This window comes from Brevundimonas sp. (genome assembly GCF_031082345.1).
In the GTDB taxonomy this organism is placed as follows: Bacteria; Pseudomonadota; Alphaproteobacteria; order Caulobacterales; family Caulobacteraceae; genus Brevundimonas.
The window spans coordinates 1-2,933 of sequence record NZ_JAVHLH010000093.1 but is presented as its reverse complement, the minus strand read 5'-3'; the positions used below and the strand labels follow the sequence as shown (position 1 = coordinate 2,933).

3 protein-coding genes are annotated in these 2,933 nt (G+C 72.3%); 1 reads left to right on the top strand and 2 read right to left on the bottom strand.

All coding sequences use genetic code 11. From position 1 onward, the window contains the following. Nucleotides 1-433, top strand: a 433-nt coding sequence (locus tag RDU12_RS07810) for a hypothetical protein (protein WP_308684390.1), incomplete at its 5' end; no start/stop codon positions are given. Between the two features lie 18 nt (nucleotides 434-451). On the opposite strand, the gene trpE is transcribed toward RDU12_RS07810, so the two are convergent. Both trpE and RDU12_RS07800 read right to left on the bottom strand, forming a co-directional pair. After that, nucleotides 452-1,960 carry an anthranilate synthase component I gene (gene trpE / locus RDU12_RS07805; RefSeq protein WP_308684389.1) on the bottom strand — a complete coding sequence of 503 codons (1,509 nt, stop codon included), beginning with the start codon at nucleotides 1,958-1,960 and terminating at the stop codon, nucleotides 452-454. Further along, on the bottom strand, nucleotides 1,957-2,933 hold a 977-nt coding region (locus RDU12_RS07800), incomplete at its 5' end, for a peptidyl-prolyl cis-trans isomerase (RefSeq protein WP_308684388.1). The genes RDU12_RS07800 and trpE, both read right to left, overlap by 4 nt.

The following is a 2,933-nucleotide window of genomic DNA, read 5'->3' as shown; positions in this document are numbered from 1 at the left end:
CGTCGTGGTCGCCCGGCCGGGGCGGCGTCCGTATCGCCACGTCACCAAACAGGAAGTCCTCGACCGCGAGATTGGCGACTACCGGAAAATCGTCGACGACCTGGGCGGCAATGCCGCCCCGCGTCTGCTCGAGACCCTGGGCAAGCTGGAGGCCGAGCTCGCCGCCCTGTCGCCGGCGGGCCGGGCCGAACCGGCCTGCCAGGACGGCTCCCGGCGGCAGGGTCTGTTCACCGACTGCGCCAAGGTCGGGGCTCATTTCGTCGTCGCCGTCGACCCCGACTATTTCGATCCGGCCCGGCCCAAAACGGCGATCCAGCTGGTCACGATCTCCGCCCCGTCCGAGGGCGCCCAGGGCCACCCAACGCTCAGCCCGATCCTGCGCGAGGCCATGGGGCAAGTCGACCTGCGGGCCATCCAGGCCCTGTTGGACTGAAGCTCCGGCGCTATCCGTTCAGCGATTGCCGAACGGATAGCGCCAGGCGTCTTCGGCCGCGCCCATCGGGGCCCGGGCCTTGGCTCTCGTCTCGGCGTATTCGGCGACCGGATCGCTGTCGGCCACGACGCCCGCCCCGGCCTGGACATGGATCTTGCCGTCGGCGAACAGGGCGGTCCGCAGCACGATGCAGATGTCGGCCTCGCCGCCGGCCGAGATGTAGCCGACGCCGCCGCCGTAGCCGACGCCGCGCTTCTCGCTCTCCAGTTCGTCGATGATCTCCATGGCCCGCACCTTGGGCGCGCCCGACAGCGTCCCGGCGGGCAGGGCGGCCAGCAGGGTGTCGACCGCGTCCAGCCGCGGATCAGCCTGACCCTGCACATCAGAAACGATATGCATGACAGAGCTGTAGCGCTCGACCTTGAAGCTTTCGGTGACCTCGACGGTGCCCGGCGCCGCGACCCGGCCGACGTCATTTCGGCCCAGATCCAGCAGCATCAGATGCTCGGCCCGCTCCTTGGGATCGGCCAGCAATTCGGCCTCCAGCGCCCGGTCCTGCTCGGGCGTCTCGCCGCGCGGCCGGGTGCCGGCCAGCGGACGGATGGTCACCCGCCCGTCCTTCAGTCGCACGAGGATTTCCGGGCTCGAGCCGGCCAGCTGGAAGTCGCCGAAGTCGAGGAAGAACAGATAGGGCGACGGATTGCGCCGCCGCAGCGAGCGGTAGAAGGCGAACGGATCGCCCGTCCACGGCGCGGCGAAGCGGTGGCTCAGCACCACCTGGAAGATGTCGCCGGCGGCGATGTAGTCCTTGGCCCGGGCCACCATGTCGCCGAAGGCGGCCTCGTCGACCGGCGAGTGGAACGGCGGCGCGGCCGCTTCCACCGGCGCGGGCAGGGCGGGCAGGGGACGGCGCAGATCGGCTTCGAAGGCGTCCAGCCGCATCATCGCCGCGGCGAAGGCCTCAGGGGCGGACGCACCGCTGTCGGGGAAGGCGGCCGAGACCAGCACGATCTCGTGCTTCACCGAATCGAAGATGGCCACCAGCGCCGGCCGGGTCAGAACCGCGTCGGGCAGGTTCAGCGGATCGGGATTGGCCGGCCCCAGCGGCTCGAGCAGCCGCACCATGTCATAGCCGAACACGCCGAACAGGCCGGCGGCCATCGGCGGCAGACCCTCGGGCAGGTCGAGGCGGGACGCCGCGATCAGCCGCCGCAGCGACGCCAGCGGGTCGCCCGGCTCGGCTGTGTACGCCGCGGAGGCCACGGCTTCGCCCCGCGCCAGCTCCGCGCGACCGTCCCGGCAACGCCAGACCACGTCCGGATCGCGGGTGATGATCGAATAGCGGCCGTTGACGGCGCCGCCCTCGACCGATTCCAGCAGGAAGGCGTGGGTGCGGCCGTGCCCGACCTTGAGGAAGGCCGAGACCGGGGTCTCGAGGTCGTCGACGAGCCGCCGAACCACCACCTGGGGGCGTCCTTCGTCCCAGCCCGCCTCAAAGGCGGGCCACGGCGAGCCGCCTGGGGTCATTGCCCGGCCGGCGTCGCCGGCGTCGGGGCCGTGGCGGTGACGCCGAGGGCCTGCCGGCCCAGCTCCTCGTCGTAGGTCGCCTTCAGGCGGTCGGCGGCGGCGGAGACGGCGGCGGCGAACAGCGGATCGCCGCTGGCGGCGCCGACCCGGGCCCGCCACTGCTGCGCTTCCTCGGCGACGACGGCCGCGGTCGGCGCCGTGATGCGGTCGACCCGGCCGATGGCGATGCCGCCGTCGGACTGCGGTTGCGAGAAGATCTGTTCCGTCTGCCCGTTGAACAGGCCCGCCATCACGCCCTGGCCCAGTCGGTTGAGCGTCTCCTCATCCTGCTTGACGCCCGAGGCGGTGCTGACCGAAGCGCCGACCGAGGCGGCCACGGCGGCGAAGTCCTCGCCGGCCCGGAGCCGCGCCGTTAGCGCGTCGGCGCGGGCCGAGAGCAGGCGGACGTTCTCGCGGGCGATCCAGGCCTGGGTCACCATGTCCCGCACGCTGTCGAGCGGCGGCATGGCGGCGGGCGTGACGTCGTCAACGCGGACCACGAAATACTGGCCCTCGCCGAGGGCGACCGGCTCGTTGGCGCGACCCTTGGTCAGGCCCCACATGGCTTCGAGCACCTGGGCGGGCACGTTGAGCTGCTGGCCTTCGCGATTGCGGCCCTCGCGGCTCACGGCGGGAACGGGAACGGCCTGGGCGCCGACCTCGCGAACGGCCTCGTCGAGGTCCTTGCCCTCCCGACGGGCGGCCTCGAAGGCCTCCACACGGCGGGCGATGGCGCCGCGCGCTTCCTGGCCCCGGAGTTCCTCGACGATCTGCTCGCGGGCGTCCTCCAGCGTGACTTCCTGGCCAGGCGTGACGCCGGTCACCCGGGCGACCACGAAGCCGATGCGAGCCTGCACCGGAGCCGACACCTCATTCACGCCCAGTCCGAACACGGCGGCGGCCACGGCCGGGTCGCCGATCGCGCTGCGCGGGG

Bases quoted from the DNA above. Each gene is read 5' to 3' on its own strand.
- trpE (WP_308684389.1), bottom strand. From the start codon at position 1,960: ATGACCCCAGGCGGCTCGCCGTGGCCCGCCTTTGAGGCGGGCTGGGAC.